Below are 16,231 nucleotides of genomic sequence, written 5' to 3' on the forward strand. Positions count from 1 at the left end.
GAAATGACAAAAGAAAAAAATGTAATTTTGACTGCTCGCGATATTGTCGTGGAATTTGACGTTCGTGACAAAGTATTGACAGCCATTCGCGGCGTTTCCCTTGAACTAGTTGAAGGAGAAGTACTAGCCTTGGTAGGCGAGTCAGGATCAGGAAAATCTGTTTTGACAAAGACCTTCACAGGTATGCTCGAAGAAAATGGTCGTATTGCCCAAGGAAGCATTGACTACCGTGGTCAAGATTTGACAGCTCTATCTTCTCACAAGGATTGGGAACAAATTCGTGGTGCTAAGATTGCGACTATCTTCCAAGATCCAATGACTAGTTTGGACCCAATTAAAACAATTGGTAGTCAGATTACAGAAGTTATTGTAAAACACCAAGGAAAAACGCCTAAAGAAGCGAAAGAATTGGCAATTGACTACATGAATAAGGTTGGGATTCCAGAAGCAGATAGACGTTTTGATGAATACCCCTTCCAATATTCTGGAGGAATGCGTCAACGTATCGTTATTGCGATTGCCCTTGCCTGTCGACCTGATGTCTTGATCTGTGATGAGCCAACGACTGCCTTGGATGTGACCATCCAAGCACAGATTATTGATTTGCTAAAATCTTTACAAAACGAGTACCATTTCACAACAATCTTTATCACCCACGACCTTGGTGTGGTGGCAAGTATTGCGGATAAGGTAGCGGTTATGTATGCAGGAGAAATCGTTGAGTATGGAACTGTTGAGGAAGTCTTCTATGACCCTCGCCATCCATATACATGGAGTCTCTTGTCTAGCTTGCCTCAGCTTGCTGATGATAAAGGGGATCTTTACTCAATCCCAGGAACACCTCCGTCACTTTATACTGACTTGAAAGGGGATGCCTTTGCCTTGCGTTCTGACTATGCAATGCAGATTGACTTCGAACAAAAAGCTCCTCAATTCTCAGTATCAGAGACGCATTGGGCTAAAACTTGGCTTCTTCATGAGGATGCTCCAAAAGTAGAAAAACCAGCTGTGATTGCAAATCTCCACGATAAAATCCGTGAAAAAATGGGATTTGCCCATCTGGCTGACTAGGAGGAAGGAAATGTCTGAAAAATTAGTAGAAATCAAAGATTTAGAAATTTCCTTCGGTGAAGGAAGTAAGAAGTTTGTCGCGGTTAAAAATGCTAACTTCTTTATCAACAAGGGAGAAACGTTCTCGCTTGTTGGTGAGTCAGGTAGTGGGAAAACAACTATTGGTCGTGCCATCATTGGTCTAAATGATACAAGTAATGGGGATATCATTTTTGATGGTCAAAAGATTAATGGTAAGAAATCGCGTGAACAAGCTGCGGAATTGATTCGTCGTATCCAGATGATTTTCCAAGACCCTGCGGCAAGTTTGAATGAACGTGCCACTGTTGATTATATTATTTCTGAAGGTCTTTACAATCATCATCTGTTCAAGGATGAAGAAGAACGTAAAGAGAAAGTTCAAAATATTATCCGTGAAGTAGGTCTTCTTGCTGAGCACTTGACTCGTTACCCTCATGAATTCTCAGGTGGTCAACGTCAACGTATCGGTATTGCCCGTGCCTTGGTCATGCAACCAGACTTTGTTATTGCGGATGAGCCCATTTCAGCCTTGGACGTTTCTGTGCGTGCTCAAGTCTTGAACTTGCTCAAAAAATTCCAAAAAGAACTTGGTTTGACCTATCTCTTCATCGCCCATGACTTGTCGGTTGTTCGCTTTATTTCAGATCGTATCGCAGTTATTTACAAGGGTGTTATTGTAGAGGTTGCTGAAACAGAAGAATTGTTTAACAATCCAATTCATCCATATACTCAAGCCTTGCTTTCAGCGGTACCTATCCCAGATCCAATCTTGGAACGCAAGAAGGTATTGAAAGTATATGATCCAGATCAACATGATTATGAGACTGATAAGCCATCTATGGTAGAAATCCGTCCAGGTCACTATGTTTGGGCGAACCAAGCAGAATTGGCACGTTACCAAAAAGGATTAAACTAATAATGGTTTTATAATTTCCATGTCAACTTTTATGGAAATTATAAACCTTTTTTGTTGGACTGATTTGAAAAGCTTTGAAAGCGTTCTGAAAGAATTTTTGAAAGAAATAGAATTCTTAGAAAATCATTGAATTATAGTGATATGAAATAAAATCTGAACAACTCGATTCGGAAAGTCAAATTAATTTCTAGAAAAGGTTTAGAAGTCGCGGCGTATTACTCTAGCTTCAATCTACTATATTCTAATACTCTTCGAAAATCTCTTCAAACCATGTCAGCTCTATCTGCCACCTCAAAACAGTGTTTTGAGCAACCTGAGGCTAGCTTCCTAGTTTGCTTTTTGATTTTCATTGAGTCTAATATCTACAATGTAAAAAACTCTAGCTATCAGTTCATTGATAGTTAGAGTTTTTTCTATTCATATGATTTAAGGAGATTAAATAAGGCTTCTACTTCTGATGACGGTGTAGCTGATTTAAGGTAAGCGTAATAAACTGTAAAAGTTATCTTATCCTTCGGTATAAGAGGAATTTTTATTAAATCATCATCTTCATCAGAAAGTGCGATATCAGCCAGTAAACTAAGGCCAATTCCTTTCTTTAAAAGTTCTTTAAGAATGACAATATCATCCGTCTTAAAGAATATTTCTGCCTTGTTTTGATGCTTTTGATTAAGCATTTCAAAAGCTTTCAGGTGAACAAAGTGTTCGTCTAAGAGTATAAAGGATTGATCTACTAATTCTTCAAAAGCGAGGGAAGGAACAGTGGCAAAAGGATGGTTCTTAGATAAAACGACATACAGTTCTTTATGAAATAGCTCGTGTGTCTCTATTGAAGGATAATTGAGAGGTTCAATCAAACCGAGTAGGCTTGCATTAAGGTCTCCCTTAAGGAGAAGGTTTAATAACTCTACGGAGCCACCGCGGATAGGACGTATCTTTTTTAAAAAATCGAATTTATCTTTTTCGTTTAAGGCAACAAAGAGATACTGAATGATAATAGGAGGGAATCCTACAGTAGAGTATTGTGCCAAGGAGCGATTAATTTCTTTGCGAGTAGAAATGACCTCAGGTAAAATCAGTTCTGTATGCTTTAGAAGGATTTGTCCTTGAGGAGTTAGCTTGAAGGAACGATGCGAGGGGTCATGGTGAATCAATTTGCAGTTAAAGTATTCCTCTAAGCGCTTGATAGCATAAGAAATAGATGGTTGGCTGACTTTATGTTGTTTTGCTACTTCCGTATAGGATTGAAGCTGGCAGAGGTCATAAAAATATTGTAGATCTTTTAAATTCATATGGGTTCACTTTCATTAGTTGGAGAAGGAAAATAAGTGGAAAACAGCAGATAAATAATTTTTATCCGTATCCTACAATTTGACTATACGAGTATTCACCAGTTAAAATGTAAGTGAGTCAGGGAGCTCAAAGATTATCTAAGATACTCTCAAAATTGACCAACATTTTTTCTCGTTTATCAATAGGGAGCTGTTTAATCTTCATGTTGATTCTTCTGAGTGAAAGATTGTCACTCTTATCAGAGGTTGATTCAAGGCTATCAAAATTGAAAAATTCCTCTGGGGTCATTTCTAGGGCGTCAATCACTTTTTCAAGACTGTGAATGGTCAGATTCACATTTTGGTTTTCAAGTTGATTGATATACTTAAGCCCGAGTCCTGCTTGTTCCGAAAGTTCTTCATGGCTCATTTTATTCTGTGTTCGAAAATATTTCACTTTTTGGGAAATATATTGTTGTAAATAGTTTTTAGTTGTCATATAAATAGAATACAAGTTTTATATGACAAAAAACACCTTGAAAAATACAAAGTATTACATAACATACCTATATGATATTTATTTTAATTAGGATTGTCAATTTGTATGATTGGTTTATTTTACTCGAAACTTTTAGTAAAGAGAGATCATCTAGAGTTTGATGAGTTCAGAAATTTATAACATATGCGTATACAGTTGTATTATTTAAACAACAACGTTTTACGAACAATTCGTCTCATGTGGTATAATATAAGTAAAAAGGAGGTTGCACTATGACTGCACATGATATTTTAAACAATCCTTTCCTCAATAAAGGTACTGCTTTTACCTTAGAGGAGCGAAAGGAACTAGGCCTTATTGGTTTACTGCCACCGTATGTTCAAACGATTGAAGAACAAGCGGCGCAAACTTATGCACAAATGCAAACAAAAGCCAATGATTTGGAAAAACGTCTTTTCCTAATGGAAATTTTTAATACCAACCGGACTCTTTTCTATTACCTCTTTTCTCAACATTTGGAAGAATTCAATCCAATTGTATACGATCCAACCATTGCAGATACGATTGAAGGCTATAGTGACCTCTTTGTAGATCCCCAATATGCGGGATATCTTGATATCAATCATCCTGAAAATATTGAAGCTACTTTGAAAAACGCTGCCGGGGGTCGCGAGATTCGTCTCATTGTTGTAACAGATGCAGAAGGAATCCTTGGAATTGGCGACTGGGGAACAAATGGTGTCGATATTTCTGTTGGGAAATTGATGGTCTATACGGGTGCTGCTGGGATCGATCCTTCGATGGTCCTTCCTTTAGTCATTGATGCAGGGACTAACCGTGAAGAACTTCGTAACAATCCTAATTACTTAGGAAATCGTCACGAACGGGTTCGCGGAGATCGTTACTACGACTTTATTGACCAATTTGTTCAAACAGCAGAACGTCTCTTTCCTAAACTCTACCTTCACTGGGAAGACTTCGGCCGCTCGAATGCTGCCAATATTCTTGAAAAATACCGGAAACAAATTCCAACCTTTAATGATGATATTCAAGGTACAGGAATCGTTACCTTGGGTGGTATCTTTGGTTCGCTGGATATTAGTGGTGAAAAATTAACAGATCAAGTTTATCTCTGCTATGGTGGTGGTACTGCGGGTGCAGGAATTGCCTCTCGTGTTCTTCGTGAAATGGTAAGTGAAGGTCTTTCTGAAGAAGAAGCCTATGAACGTTTCTTTATGGTTGATAAACAAGGTCTTCTCTTTGATGACATGGATGACTTGACACCAGAGCAAAAACCATTTGCTAAGAAACGTGCTGACTTTAGTAACGCAGAGAAGTTGACTGACCTGCTTGAAGTAGTGAAGACTGTGAAGCCAACCATTCTTGTAGGAACTTCAACTCAGCCTAATACCTTCACTAAAGAAATAGTAGAAGCTATGTGTGAAAACACAGAACGTCCAATGATCTTCCCTTTGTCAAATCCAACTAAATTGGCAGAAGCTAGTGCCAAAGATTTGATTGAATGGTCAGATGGCAAAGCTTTTGTCGCAACAGGAATTCCTGCTGATACGGTTTCTTATAAAGGTGTAGACTATGTGATTGGTCAAGCAAATAATGCCCTGATTTACCCAGGTCTTGGTCTAGGTATGCTGGCTTCTGAAGCAAGTCTTTTGACTGATGAAATGATTGGAGCAGCGGCGCATTCATTGAGTGGTATTGTCAATCCAGGCCAACCAGGAGCTCCTGTCTTGCCACCATTCAAGTATGTAGCAGATGTTTCTATTAAAGTAGCAGAAGCAGTCGCTAAAAAAGCACAAGAGCAAGGTCTTGCACGCGCTAAGGAAACAGATATGGTCAAAGCAGTTCGTGATTTGAAGTGGTATCCAGAGTATAAATAATTCATTTCTGCTGCCTATCCTCGGGATACTTGGCTTATTTTGGATATGTTAGCAATCTACAGAGTTGATAACCGAAAAGTAAAGAGATTGTCGTATTGACTATTGGTTTTAAACAATATAAAATAACTGTCGATTTTTTGTCCGACTGCCAAGAGTCAGTTTAATACTACACTACAATCAAAATGCATTATATAATAGTGATATGAAATCAACCAAAGAAGAAATACAAGTTATCAAAACACTTTTAAAAGACTCTAGTACAACTAAATACCATAAAAGTCTTCAAATCGTTCTATTTTGTCTAATGGGCAAATCTTTGAAATTATCCTAAAAGAATTATGAAAGAATTTTCGAAAAATTTTAAAAAATTCTGAAATATTCTTGACAGGTGATGAAAAAGGTGGTAAGATAGGAAACATCAAAAAAGAAAGCAGAAAAAGAAATGAATAAGAAACAAGCTGTAACGATGAATCAAAACTTTTACTTTAGCTACTTTAGATAGTGTTTGTAGACATGTCACCATGGATGCAAACAGTTCAAGCAATTTGTTTGTATCTATGTGGCTAAGATTTTTGATTGTGGTCCATATAGATGAATATCTAAATGGACTAGCAAAGTTATAACTTGTTAGATTATTTCAAGCATCCGTTTAGGTAGTATCTAGGCGGTTTTTTGTTTTATCTTTTCTGAGAAGGAGTTTCATTATGAAAGTTGTTCGAAAATTACTAGCCCCCCTCTTGGTAGTGGGGATCCTCTTGACCTCTCTGATCAGTTTGCATCAGTTGAAGGCAGATAAGAAAAAAGATGTTTTTCGTATCGGTATTTCGCAGTTTATTACCCACCAGTCCTTAGACGCTACTAGAGAAGGGTTTGTGGATGAGCTGGCCAAGCAAGGCTATGTTGAGGGGAAAAATATCGAGATTGATTTGCAAAATGCACAGGGAGAACAAAGAAATCTAAAAACGATTTCCCAGCAACTGGCAGAATCTAGTGATGTCGTTCTAGCCATCGCAACGCCTTCTGCTCAGAGCTTGGCTAATACAACACAAACGACACCGGTTATCTTTTCAGCTGTAACAGATCCTGTCAGTGCCAAGTTGGTTGAGTCAAGAGAACATCCTGGGGGTAATGTAACTGGGACAAGCGACCAGTCATCAGATGCCATTTCAACCCAAATCAATTTGATAAAGAAAGTGTTGCCAAAAGCTAAAACGATTGGAATCCTCTATACTCAGAGCGAGCCCAATTCAGTTGTCCAAAAGGATGAAGCTAAGCGACTTCTGGAAGAAAAAGGCTTTACCGTTGTTGAAAAAACAATCTTGGACAGTAACAACGTCAAGGCTGCTGCAGAGAGCTTGATGGCAGAGGTGGATATGGTTTTTGTCCCAACGGATAATATCATTTCGTCAACCATGGAAACAGTCAAGCAGGTTTCTATTAAACACAAGGTTCCAGTATTTGGTGGTTCAACAGAAATGATTGCTGTTGGTGGCTTGTATAACTACGGTACCAATTATGAAGAATTGGGGCGTCAGACAGCACGCATGTTGATTCGTGTCTTAAAAGGTGAAAAGCCAGAAAATATAGCAGTTGAGTTGCCTGAAAAACTGGAATTGCATACCAATCAAGAAATGGCAGATGCACTAGGAATTGATATTAGTAAGTTAGAAGGCAAGGAATAAGGAGGTTTAAGATGAATTTTGTGTTATCTAGTTTATCAGAAGGTTTGTTGTGGTCGATTATGGCGATTGGGGTCTACTTGACTTTCCGTATTTTGGATATTGCGGATATGACTGCTGAAGGAGCCTTTCCTTTGGGGGCAGCTGTCGTTGTATCGCAGATACAGGCAGGGACAAATCCTTGGATTGCGACCTTACTTGCTTTGCTGGCAGGTATGGTAGCTGGTCTTGTATCAGGAATGCTCCACACCAAGATGAAAATCCCAGCTCTCTTGACAGGGATTGTGACCTTGACAGGGCTTTATTCAATCAATATTAAAATCATGGGCAGTGTGCCCAACCTTTCCTTGGGAGATTCTTCAACTGTCTTTAAACAATTGGCGAGCTTGGGGCTGACAAATGAAGAAGCTGTTTTCTCATTCAGTTTGGCCTGTCTCCTACTTGTTTGTTTGGTCTTGACTCTTTTGATGAAAACGGAGATTGGCTTGGTCTTGCGTTCGACTGGGGACAATATTCCGATGAGTGAGGCCAATGGGGTTAATGTAGACACCATGAAGATTGTTGGTTACATGATTTCAAACGGCTTGATTGCCCTATGTGGTTCCTTGTTTGCCCAAAATGATGGATTTTCAGATGTGACTTCTGGGACAGGAACCATCGTTGTTGGTTTGAGTGCAGTGATTATTGCGGAAGTCTTGATACATGACTTGACTATTGGAGGCCGCTTGTTATCCATCGGAATTGGTGCTATTGTATACCGTTTGATTATTTTAAATATCTATGAAATCCCAAATCTAGATCAAAACTTAGTACGTCTCTTTAATGCAATCTTGCTCGCCTTAGTTTTATTTGCACCAGAATTGCAAAAGAGATTAAAGATTCGTGGTCTGAAATTGAGAAATGAATAGGAGGAGAAAGTTATGGCAAGTTTGTTAACACTTGAAAATATTCACAAAACATTTGAAGCAGGGACGGTCAATGAGAACAATGTCCTCAAAGGATTAGATTTAGAGGTTGAAGAGGGAGATTTTATCTCTGTGATTGGTGGAAATGGAGCAGGGAAATCCACTTTGATGAATATCTTGGCTGGCAATCTATCGGTGGATGAAGGGGACCTTTTATTGGCAGGGAAATCCATTAAAAATCTGAGTGTCAGAAAGAGAGCCAAGGATATTGCCCGTGTTTTTCAAGATCCTAAGATGGGAACAGCTTCTCGTTTGACGATTGAGGAGAATATGGCTATTGCCTTGAGACGCGGGCAGAAGAGAGGGCTTGGTTGGGGCGTGAAGGAGAAGGATAGAATCCAGTTCCAAGAGGCCTTGAAGGAGTTGAATATTGGTCTTGAAAACCGCTTAAAAGTAGATACTCAATACCTCTCAGGAGGACAAAGACAGGCTTTGACCCTAGTCATGGCAGCTCTGGTGAAACCCAAACTCTTGCTTTTGGATGAACATACTGCGGCACTTGACCCGAAAACGAGTCAAATGGTGATGGATTTGACGCAAAAGATTGTGGAACACCATCAGTTGACGACTTTGATGATTACCCACGATATGAACCATGCGATTGAGTACGGCAATCGTCTCATTATGCTCTATCAGGGTAAGATAGTGGTGGATGTCAAAGGGGAAGAGAAAAAGAATCTAACAGTTGAAGATCTCATGCATCTCTTCCAGAAAAATAGTGGCCAAAGTCTGGTCAGTGATGAATTAGTTTTGGGATAAAGAAAAACACCACACTTTGTAAGACACAAGGTGTGGTTGTATTTTATCTCTTAGACCAAGTTCTCTTCATAAAGAGAAGTAGGATTGGGTATATCTCCAAGCGGCCTGCAATCATTGCAAAGGAGAGGAGAATTTTTGAGATAGGACTAAAGATTGAGAAACTAGAAGTGGTTCCTAGGATAGGCCCAATATTATTGAAACAGCTAAAGACAGCGCTGGTCACAACCAGAAAATCATTGCTATCTAGGCTGACAATAAAGATAAGGGATAGCAAAATCATAGAATAGATGACAAAGTACTTGAGAATCTTATGCTGGGTATCTTTGTCAATCACTGTTTTATTAACATGGAGGGTCAAAACACGGTGGGGCGATAGGATTGACAAAATCTGATTTTTAGCAATTTTTGAAAGGATAAGACCTCGAATAACCTTGAGTCCACCTGCGGTTGAACCAGCAGAGCCACCGATACCCATGAGGAAGAGAAGGATAAACTGGGAGAAGAGGGGCCAGTTGGTAATATCTCCGTAACCAAAACCAGTCGTTGTAATGATATTGGAAACCTGGAAGAAGGCCATTTCAAAGCTCTTGGAAAATCCTGAGTAGAGATAGAGGGTATTGAGGCTAATCAAGCCTGTCGAAACCAGCACGATGACCAAGTAAGCCCGAAGTTCTTCGTCACCAAAGAAGGCTTTGACGCGACGGAGCATGAGGTAGTAGTAGAGATTGAAATTTACCCCAAAAACCAAAACCCCGATACTAACCAGATAGGTAATCAGTGAGCTACCATAGTGAGCAATTCCATCGTTATAGACTGTAAAACCTCCTGTACCTGCTGTTCCCATGGCAATGACAAAACTATCAAATAGGGGCATGCCAGCCAGATAATAGATGATGACAAAGAGGGAGAAGAGAGCTAGATAAAGGAGATAGAGAATCTGGGCAGTGTTTTTTAGTTTGGATACTACTTTACCAAAAACAGGGCCAGGAACCTCAGCCTTCATCACTTCTAGGTGACTATTCTTGGCATTATCCATAATAGCAAGTGCAAAAACAAGCACTCCCATCCCTCCAATCAAGTGGGTAAAACTTCGCCAGAAGAGGAGGGAGCGACTGAGGACCGAAACGTCGTTCAGAATAGTTGCTCCAGTAGTTGTAAAGCCAGAACTGATTTCAAAAAAGGCATCGATAACGCTGGGAATTTGTCTAGCAAAGACAAAGGGGAGACCGCCAAAGAAAGACCAAAGGATCCAACAGAGGGCAACAATCAAGACTCCCTCCTTGGCATAAATCCGTTGATTTTTTGGCTTTTGTAAAATTCCTGAACCGCCTAGTAATACGAGAATCCCTATTGTTGAAAAGAGGGCTGTAAAGACTTGGCTCGATTCACGGTAATAGATAGCAACAGCCACAGGAACCAAAAGAAGAACAGCTTCAATCAAAAGTAATTTTGAAAGGAGGTAGCGAATCATACTTTTATTCATTTCTTACCTCGCGATCAAGTCATAAATCTTGGTGATGTTTGGCAACAAGGTTGTTACTAGGAGCTTGTCTCCGACTTCCAGCATATCCTCCCCTGTAGGGAAAATAGTCCTGCCCTTTCGAATGATAGCTGCAATAAGAACCCCTTTTTTCAGTTTGAGTTGAGAAAGAGGTTTGGCAGTCATTTTATTAGCTTCCTTGATATGGAATTGCAGGGTTTCGATTTGGCCATTTGCTAGATGGTGCATGGCTTGAAGGTCTGAATACTGGGCATTAACTCGACCACGAATAAAGTGCATGATTGTATCTACAGCGATGCTTTTAGGTGTGATGATACTTGAAAAATCAGGCGCATTGATAATCTCGAGGAGACTGGTACGATTGACCTTAGTGATATTTTTCTGTACACCTACCCTGTCAAGGAACATAGAGGTAATCAGATTTTCCTCATCGACTCCTGTTAGAGTCGCAACGGCATCATAGTTTTGAGCACTTTCTTCCAGCAGGATATCTTTTGCGGTACCATCTCCTTGAACGATGTAGAGATTTGGGAATTTCTCGCTAAAGAAGCTGGCGATTTCGGGATTGATTTCAATGACTTTTATATCGATACGACTGTCTTTGAGGATACCTAATAGATAATAGGCGATTCTACCAGCTCCAACAATAAGAAGACTCTTCACGGCACGAGACTTGAAATAATTATGGAAGAGCATCATGTCAACACGGTTACCAGTGACAAAGATTCTATCTTTATCCTGTACAGTCATGTCACCGCTTGGGATGATAATTTGATGATCCCTTTCTATCGCACAAACAATGACATTGCCAAATTTTTTCCGAAAATCAGAAATGGGCATTTGGCAAAGACCACTAGAGGATTTAACAGTGAATTCCATCAAGCTGACCCGTCCACCAAAGAAACGTTCGACAGAGAGGGCGTTGGGGAAGTCAATGATATTCGCGATAGCGCGGGCAGCCAAGAGCTCAGGGTTAACGATAAGAGAAAAACCGAGAATATTCTTTTCCTTGAAATAAGAGTTAGAATATTCAGGGTTCCGCACCCGAACGATGGTCTCTTTAGCTCCCATTTTTTTGGCTAGAACGGCTGCAATCATGTTCACTTCATCGTATTCAGTCAGGGCGATAAAGATATCACAATCCTGGACACTGGCTTGCTCAAGGATGGTAAAATCGGCCCCGTTACCAAGGATACCCATGATATCAAAGCGATTAATAATATGATTGAGGACAGCTTCGTCTTGCTCAATCAGCAAAACATCATGCTTTTCTGCAACCAAGGAGCGACAGAGGGCAGAACCAACTTTCCCCCCTCCGACAAGGATAATTTTCATAATAAAACCTACTTCTTCATTATGTAACTATCATACCTTTTTTCAAGAAAAAATGCACCTACTAGCTAATAACAAGAGCTTTTAGTAAAATTTTGCTATAAGGTAAAACTATACCCTAAGCAATTAAAATAGCTATTAGCGACTTTCTCTGAAATATGGTATGATAAAAGATATATAAGGAGATAAAATGAATAATAATTTACTTGTATTACAATCAGACTTTGGTCTGGTTGATGGTGCGGTATCGGCTATGATTGGAGTGGCTTTAGAAGAGTCTCCAACCTTAAAAATTCATCACTTGACGCACGATATTACGCCTTATAATATTTTTGAGGGGAGCTATCGTCTCTTTCAGACGGTGGGTTACTGGCCTGAGGGAACGACTTTTGTATCGGTTGTCGATCCAGGTGTCGGCTCGAAACGTAAGAGTGTGGTTGCGAAGACTGCAAAAAATCAATACATTGTCACACCAGACAATGGAACGCTTTCTTTTATTAAGAAACACGTTGGCATTGTAGCTATTCGTGAAATTTCTGAAGTAGCCAATAGACGTCAAAACACAGAGCATTCTTATACCTTCCACGGTCGTGATGTCTATGCCTATACTGGTGCTAAACTAGCCAGCGGTCACATTAGTTTTGAGGAAGTGGGACCAGAGCTCAGTGTGGATCAGATTGTGGAACTTCCAGTCGTAGAGACCATCATAGAAGATCATCTAGTGAAGGGAGCTATTGATATTCTGGATGTGCGTTTTGGTTCGCTTTGGACCTCGATCACGCGAGAAGAATTTTACAAACTGGAACCAGCATTCGGTGACCGTTTTGAGGTGACTATCTATCACGCTGATATGCTGGTCTATCAAAATCAGGTTGTTTATGGCAAATCATTTGCAGATGTGAGAATTGGTCAACCCATCCTTTACATCAACTCTCTCTATCGTTTAGGTCTGGCTATCAACCAAGGTTCTTTTGCCAAGGCTTATAATGTGGGCGTCGGTTCATCTTGGACCATTGAAATAAAGAAAATAGAATCATAAAATAGGAGAATATAGATGAAAAATCAATCAATTAAACAAGTTGTTGCTATCGGTGTTGGAGCTGCGCTCTTTGTTGTCATCGGGATGATAAGCATTCCGACACCTGTTCCAAATACAAACATTCAGCTTCAGTATGCATTGCAGAGCCTCTTGTCTATCATTTTTGGGCCAGTAGTTGGTCTATTTGTAGGATTAATTGGACATGCAGTGAAAGATGCTGTTTCAGGAGGTCTTTGGTGGACTTGGATTATCGCTAGCGGTCTCTTTGGTCTAGCTGTAGGACTCTTTAGAAAATACATTCGAGTAACACAGGGTGTTTTTGAGTTGAAGGATATTGTTTTCTTTAACCTCATTCAGATTGTTGCAAATGCTCTTGTTTGGGGTGTTTTGGCACCACTTGGAGATGTTGCGATTTATCATGAAGCGGCAGAAAAAGTATTTGCCCAAGGAATTGTTGCAGGTATTGGTAATGCTGTAACTGTAGCTATCGCAGGTACCCTTCTCTTGCTAGCTTATTCACGTACGCAGACTCGTTCAGGAAGTTTGAAAAAGGATTAACATAAAGGAAAAGGCTGGGAAACCAGTCTTTTTCGATGTTTATTGATTAGTTAGGCAAGCAAGCTATGATAGGACTCTTTTTGACGCTAAGATTTTACGAGAAGAGACTGCAAGAAGGGCTTGATTTATGATAAAATAGAAGTCTAAGAAGCGAATGAAGAGAGTAAGATGAAAGAAGCTATAATTGAGTGGAAGGATTTCTCTTTCCAGTATGAAACGCAACAAGAACCGACCTTGCAAGGAGTGAACTTGACTATTTATAAGGGAGAGAAAGTCTTAATTGTTGGCCCATCTGGGTCAGGCAAGTCTACCTTGGGTCAGTGTTTGAATGGAATTATTCCCAATATTTACAAGGGTCAGATGTCTGGAGAATTTTTGATCAAGGGGCAAGCAGCCTTTGATATGAGTATCTATGATAAGTCTCATCTGGTCAGCACGGTTTTGCAGGATACAGATGGGCAGTTTATCGGCTTGTCCGTGGCAGAGGACTTGGCTTTTGCTCTGGAAAATGACGTGACAGCTCTAGATGACATGAAAAGTCGTGTTCATAAATGGGCTGAAAAGCTGGACCTTCTTTCTTTACTGAATCAGCGTCCTCAGGATTTGTCTGGTGGACAAAAGCAGCGAGTCAGTCTGGCTGGTGTCTTGATTGATGAGAGTCCGATTCTTTTGTTTGATGAGCCACTCGCCAATCTAGATCCCAAGTCAGGTCAGGATATTATCGAATTGATTGATCAGATTCATAAGGAGGAGGGGACGACGACTCTTATTATCGAGCACCGTTTAGAGGATGTTCTGCATCGCCCTGTGGATCGGATTGTCTTGATAAACGATGGTCGTATCCTCTTTAATGGGAGTCCTGACCAGTTACTAGCGACTGATTTATTGACACAAAATGGAATTCGGGAACCCCTTTATCTAACGACTCTCCGTCAATTGGGTGTGGATTTAGTCAAGGAAGAACAATTAGCAGATCTGGATAACTTGTCTATCTCAAAAGGCCAGGTTCAGTTGCGGACGGAACTGGTAAAAGAAACCCCAGAATTGCAGTCACTCTTTAGATTAGAGGACGTGTCTTTTTCTTATGATGATAGACCGATTTTAAAATCCATTCATCTGGATATTAAAAAGGGTGAAAAGATTGCCATTGTCGGAAAAAATGGAGCAGGGAAATCAACCCTTGCTAAGGCCTTAAGTAGCTTTATTCAGACGGAAGGCCGCTATCTTTGGGCAGGACAGGATATAAAAGGAGATTCTGTTGCAGAGCGGGCGGAACGAGTAGGCTATGTGCTGCAAAATCCTAATCAAATGATTTCAAGCAATATGATTTTTGATGAGGTGGCTCTGGGACTTCGTTTGCGAGGTGTAGACGAGCAGGAAATTGAAACGAGAGTCTATGAAACCTTAAAAATCTGTGGTCTTTATGAATTCCGTAATTGGCCTATTTCTGCCCTGTCATTTGGACAGAAAAAACGTGTCACTATTGCCTCGATTTTGGTTTTAGGAGCTGAAATTATCCTCTTAGATGAACCAACTGCAGGTCAAGACCAGAAGAACTATACTGAGATTATGGAATTTCTCGAAGAGTTGCATCAAAAAGGTCATACTATTGTCATGATTACCCATGATATGCAATTGATGCTGGATTATTCAGACCGAGCCCTTGTCATGGTGGATGGGGAATTGATTGCTGATACTGATCCAGCTAGTCTGTTGAGCAATCCTGAGCTGTTAGTAAAAGCCAATCTAAAAGAAACTTCAATCTTCAACTTGGCTAAAAAACTAGACGTGGATCCGCTTGCTTTAACGGCATTTTACAAAGAAAGGAGAGAAGGATGCAAGCTAAATTAATTGGTTACCAGCATAGAGATACTGTGATTCATCGCTTGTCAGGCGCTGGTAAACTCCTCTTTTTCATTCTCGTATCATTGGCTGCCATGATTAGCTATGATACCAGACTGCTTGTTCTGATTTCTATCTTTTCGGTTTTTCTCCTCTATTTGTCAGAAATCCGCTTTAAAGATGTTTCTTTTGTAGCAGTTTTTGCGACGGTATTTGCCGTTTTAAACGTCTTGATGGTCTATCTCTTTTCTCCCGAGTATGGGGTTGGACTTTACGGAGAGAGAAGTGTGATTTGGCAGGGAATCGGTGTCTACACTCTGACCAGTCAAGAGCTCTTTTATCTGCTAAATTTGGCTATTAAGTACCTTTGCACAATTCCTCTGGCTATTATCTTTTTGATGACAACCCATCCTAGTCAGTTTGCTTCCAGTTTAAATCAAATTGGTGTTCCTTACAAGATTGCCTATTCAGTCAGCCTGACCTTGCGCTATATTCCAGATTTGCAGGAAGAATTCTTTACCATCAAGATGTCTCAGGAAGCGCGTGGGATGGAATTATCTAAGAAAGCTTCTCTCATGCAACGAATCAAAGGCAATCTGCTCATTATTACGCCCTTGATTTTTAGCTCGCTAGAACGCATTGATACCATCGCGACAGCCATGGAGCTTCGCCGTTTTGGGAAAGAGAAAAAACGTACTTGGTATAGTTATCAGGCCTTGAAAAAAGGAGACTATCTTACCTTGATCTTGGCAGCCTTGTTTTTAGTAGCTAGTTTACTACTTATCTTGCAGAATCAGGGACGATTTTACAACCCTTGGAAATAGCTTGAAAAAATTGAAAAAATCAAGTCGTTTCTATTGACAATGATTCTGAAAGTGTT

14 protein-coding genes and 1 pseudogene are annotated in these 16,231 nt (G+C 40.0%); 11 read left to right on the plus strand and 4 right to left on the minus strand.

Annotated features, from left to right (window positions below; translation table 11 throughout):
* Positions 1-3 precede the first annotated feature (3 nt).
* Both ADH52_RS07555 and ADH52_RS07560 read left to right on the plus strand, forming a co-directional pair.
* Positions 4-1,071: an ABC transporter ATP-binding protein gene (locus ADH52_RS07555; protein WP_004260573.1), complete on the plus strand. Its 1,068-nt coding sequence runs from the start codon at positions 4-6 to the stop codon at positions 1,069-1,071.
* Positions 1,072-1,081: 10 nt separating this feature from the next.
* Complete coding sequence (locus ADH52_RS07560; protein ID WP_042750043.1) at positions 1,082-2,008, plus strand: ATP-binding cassette domain-containing protein; 927 nt, start codon at positions 1,082-1,084, stop codon at positions 2,006-2,008.
* Between the two features lie 413 nt (positions 2,009-2,421).
* Here ADH52_RS07560 and ADH52_RS07570 read toward each other — a convergent pair whose 3' ends face one another.
* On the minus strand, positions 2,422-3,300 hold the full coding sequence (locus ADH52_RS07570) for a LysR family transcriptional regulator (RefSeq protein WP_049510798.1): 879 nt from the start codon (positions 3,298-3,300) through the stop codon (positions 2,422-2,424).
* A 127-nt stretch (positions 3,301-3,427) separates the two neighbouring features.
* The gene (locus ADH52_RS07575) at positions 3,428-3,778 is read right to left on the minus strand and encodes a helix-turn-helix domain-containing protein (protein ID WP_049510799.1); all 351 of its coding nucleotides are present in this window, start codon (positions 3,776-3,778) and stop codon (positions 3,428-3,430) included.
* A gap of 272 nt (positions 3,779-4,050) precedes the next feature.
* Here ADH52_RS07575 and ADH52_RS07580 point away from each other — a divergent pair, with 272 nt between their 5' ends.
* From ADH52_RS07580 to ADH52_RS07595, 5 genes and pseudogenes are all read left to right on the plus strand, one after another.
* Positions 4,051-5,676, plus strand: a complete 1,626-nt coding sequence (locus tag ADH52_RS07580) for a malolactic enzyme (RefSeq protein WP_049510800.1) — start codon at positions 4,051-4,053, stop codon at positions 5,674-5,676.
* Positions 5,677-5,878: 202 nt separating this feature from the next.
* A pseudogene (locus ADH52_RS11330) lies at positions 5,879-5,998 on the plus strand (IS630 family transposase); the annotation flags it as partial.
* 382 nt (positions 5,999-6,380) lie between these two features.
* Positions 6,381-7,358: an ABC transporter substrate-binding protein gene (locus tag ADH52_RS07585; RefSeq protein WP_000869838.1), complete on the plus strand. Its 978-nt coding sequence runs from the start codon at positions 6,381-6,383 to the stop codon at positions 7,356-7,358.
* An 11-nt stretch (positions 7,359-7,369) separates the two neighbouring features.
* On the plus strand, positions 7,370-8,263 hold the full coding sequence (locus tag ADH52_RS07590; RefSeq protein WP_001012085.1) for an ABC transporter permease: 894 nt from the start codon (positions 7,370-7,372) through the stop codon (positions 8,261-8,263).
* A gap of 12 nt (positions 8,264-8,275) precedes the next feature.
* The gene (locus tag ADH52_RS07595) at positions 8,276-9,079 is read left to right on the plus strand and encodes an ABC transporter ATP-binding protein (RefSeq protein WP_049510801.1); all 804 of its coding nucleotides are present in this window, start codon (positions 8,276-8,278) and stop codon (positions 9,077-9,079) included.
* 43 nt (positions 9,080-9,122) lie between these two features.
* Here ADH52_RS07595 and ADH52_RS07600 read toward each other — a convergent pair whose 3' ends face one another.
* Entirely contained in the window at positions 9,123-10,562 is a 1,440-nt protein-coding gene (locus ADH52_RS07600; protein WP_049510802.1) for a TrkH family potassium uptake protein, read from the minus strand.
* A gap of 3 nt (positions 10,563-10,565) precedes the next feature.
* Positions 10,566-11,915 (minus strand): Trk system potassium transporter TrkA, encoded by a 1,350-nt coding sequence (trkA, locus tag ADH52_RS07605; protein ID WP_049510803.1) that lies wholly within the window; start codon positions 11,913-11,915, stop codon positions 10,566-10,568.
* Between the two features lie 187 nt (positions 11,916-12,102).
* On the opposite strand from trkA, the gene ADH52_RS07610 reads away from it, so the two are divergent.
* The 4 genes from ADH52_RS07610 to ADH52_RS07625 all read left to right on the plus strand — a co-directional run bounded on the left by ADH52_RS07610 (position 12,103) and on the right by ADH52_RS07625 (position 16,175).
* On the plus strand, positions 12,103-12,951 hold the full coding sequence (locus ADH52_RS07610; RefSeq protein WP_049510804.1) for an SAM hydrolase/SAM-dependent halogenase family protein: 849 nt from the start codon (positions 12,103-12,105) through the stop codon (positions 12,949-12,951).
* A 15-nt stretch (positions 12,952-12,966) separates the two neighbouring features.
* Positions 12,967-13,509: an ECF-type riboflavin transporter substrate-binding protein gene (locus ADH52_RS07615; RefSeq protein ID WP_049510805.1), complete on the plus strand. Its 543-nt coding sequence runs from the start codon at positions 12,967-12,969 to the stop codon at positions 13,507-13,509.
* A gap of 168 nt (positions 13,510-13,677) precedes the next feature.
* Positions 13,678-15,360, plus strand: a complete 1,683-nt coding sequence (locus ADH52_RS07620; protein ID WP_049510806.1) for an ABC transporter ATP-binding protein — start codon at positions 13,678-13,680, stop codon at positions 15,358-15,360.
* Positions 15,345-16,175 (plus strand): energy-coupling factor transporter transmembrane component T family protein, encoded by an 831-nt coding sequence (locus tag ADH52_RS07625; RefSeq protein WP_049510807.1) that lies wholly within the window; start codon positions 15,345-15,347, stop codon positions 16,173-16,175. Before ADH52_RS07620 ends, ADH52_RS07625 begins: the two co-directional genes overlap by 16 nt.
* Positions 16,176-16,231 lie beyond the last annotated feature (56 nt).

The sequence above is a fragment of the Streptococcus pseudopneumoniae genome (genome assembly GCF_001072665.1).
GTDB classification, from domain to species: Bacteria; Bacillota; Bacilli; order Lactobacillales; family Streptococcaceae; genus Streptococcus; species Streptococcus pseudopneumoniae_S.

Coding starts and splice junctions, on each gene's coding strand:
- ADH52_RS07555 (WP_004260573.1), top strand. CDS start 4: ATGACAAAAGAAAAAAATGTAATTTTGACTGCTCGCGATATTGTCGTG.
- ADH52_RS07560 (WP_042750043.1), top strand. CDS start 1,082: ATGTCTGAAAAATTAGTAGAAATCAAAGATTTAGAAATTTCCTTCGGT.
- ADH52_RS07570 (WP_049510798.1), bottom strand. CDS start 3,300: ATGAATTTAAAAGATCTACAATATTTTTATGACCTCTGCCAGCTTCAA.
- ADH52_RS07575 (WP_049510799.1), bottom strand. CDS start 3,778: ATGACAACTAAAAACTATTTACAACAATATATTTCCCAAAAAGTGAAA.
- ADH52_RS07580 (WP_049510800.1), top strand. CDS start 4,051: ATGACTGCACATGATATTTTAAACAATCCTTTCCTCAATAAAGGTACT.
- ADH52_RS07585 (WP_000869838.1), top strand. CDS start 6,381: ATGAAAGTTGTTCGAAAATTACTAGCCCCCCTCTTGGTAGTGGGGATC.
- ADH52_RS07590 (WP_001012085.1), top strand. CDS start 7,370: ATGAATTTTGTGTTATCTAGTTTATCAGAAGGTTTGTTGTGGTCGATT.
- ADH52_RS07595 (WP_049510801.1), top strand. CDS start 8,276: ATGGCAAGTTTGTTAACACTTGAAAATATTCACAAAACATTTGAAGCA.
- ADH52_RS07600 (WP_049510802.1), bottom strand. CDS start 10,562: ATGAATAAAAGTATGATTCGCTACCTCCTTTCAAAATTACTTTTGATT.
- trkA (WP_049510803.1), bottom strand. CDS start 11,915: ATGAAAATTATCCTTGTCGGAGGGGGGAAAGTTGGTTCTGCCCTCTGT.
- ADH52_RS07610 (WP_049510804.1), top strand. CDS start 12,103: ATGAATAATAATTTACTTGTATTACAATCAGACTTTGGTCTGGTTGAT.
- ADH52_RS07615 (WP_049510805.1), top strand. CDS start 12,967: ATGAAAAATCAATCAATTAAACAAGTTGTTGCTATCGGTGTTGGAGCT.
- ADH52_RS07620 (WP_049510806.1), top strand. CDS start 13,678: ATGAAAGAAGCTATAATTGAGTGGAAGGATTTCTCTTTCCAGTATGAA.
- ADH52_RS07625 (WP_049510807.1), top strand. CDS start 15,345: ATGCAAGCTAAATTAATTGGTTACCAGCATAGAGATACTGTGATTCAT.